Below are 255 nucleotides of genomic sequence, written 5' to 3'. Positions count from 1 at the left end.
CTAAGTACCCTGAGGAAGAGAAAACAAAAGTGATTCCGTCAGTAGCGGCGAGCGAACGCGGATTAGCCTAAACCAGAGAGCTTGCTCTCTGGGGTTGTGGGACGTCTCACACGGAGTTACAAAGGAACAGGTTAGACGAACAGGTCTGGAAAGGCCGGCCATAGAAGGTAAAAGCCCTGTAATCGAAAGTCTGTTCCCTCCGAGACGGATCCCGAGTAGTGCGGGGCACGTGAAACCCCGTATGAATCTGCCAGG

General features: G+C 53.3%; 1 rRNA gene. It reads left to right on the top strand.

The window, feature by feature from the left end:
• Positions 1–255 (top strand): 23S ribosomal RNA (locus tag GNP95_RS26865); the annotation flags it as partial.

The sequence above is a fragment of the Paenibacillus woosongensis genome, assembly GCF_009725165.1.
Taxonomy (GTDB): Bacteria; Bacillota; Bacilli; order Paenibacillales; family Paenibacillaceae; genus Fontibacillus; species Fontibacillus woosongensis.
This window is presented reverse-complemented; position numbering and strand designations above follow the sequence as displayed.